The 243-nt window shown below is 35.0% G+C and carries 1 protein-coding gene; it reads left to right on the top strand.

The window, feature by feature from the left end:
- The coding region (locus SB679_RS25895; RefSeq protein WP_410705249.1) for a hypothetical protein at nt 1–243 on the top strand (243 nt) is incomplete at both ends.

The raw sequence follows: 243 nt of genomic DNA, 5'->3' as shown, positions 1-243 counted from the left end.
ATGGTATATGGTATGTAGATACAAAAGATGCAAATGGTAATGTTACAGGACAAACAACTACTGAGAACTATGCTGCTGCTACTCTTTATTCACTAGATAAATCTGCAAACCCTAAATATTATGGAGGATTTGGAACTAAAGTAGGATATAAAGGAATTAACCTTTCTGTGAATTTCGGATACCAATTCGGAGGGTACATGTATGATGCTACTTATGCAGGTATGTTAACATCTAGATCATCAG

It is taken from the genome of Chryseobacterium sp. SIMBA_029 (assembly GCF_046535275.1).
Lineage (GTDB): Bacteria > Bacteroidota > Bacteroidia > Flavobacteriales > Weeksellaceae > Chryseobacterium.
Note: the sequence above shows the minus strand (reverse complement) of the source record. Positions and strands in the feature narration are given on the sequence as shown.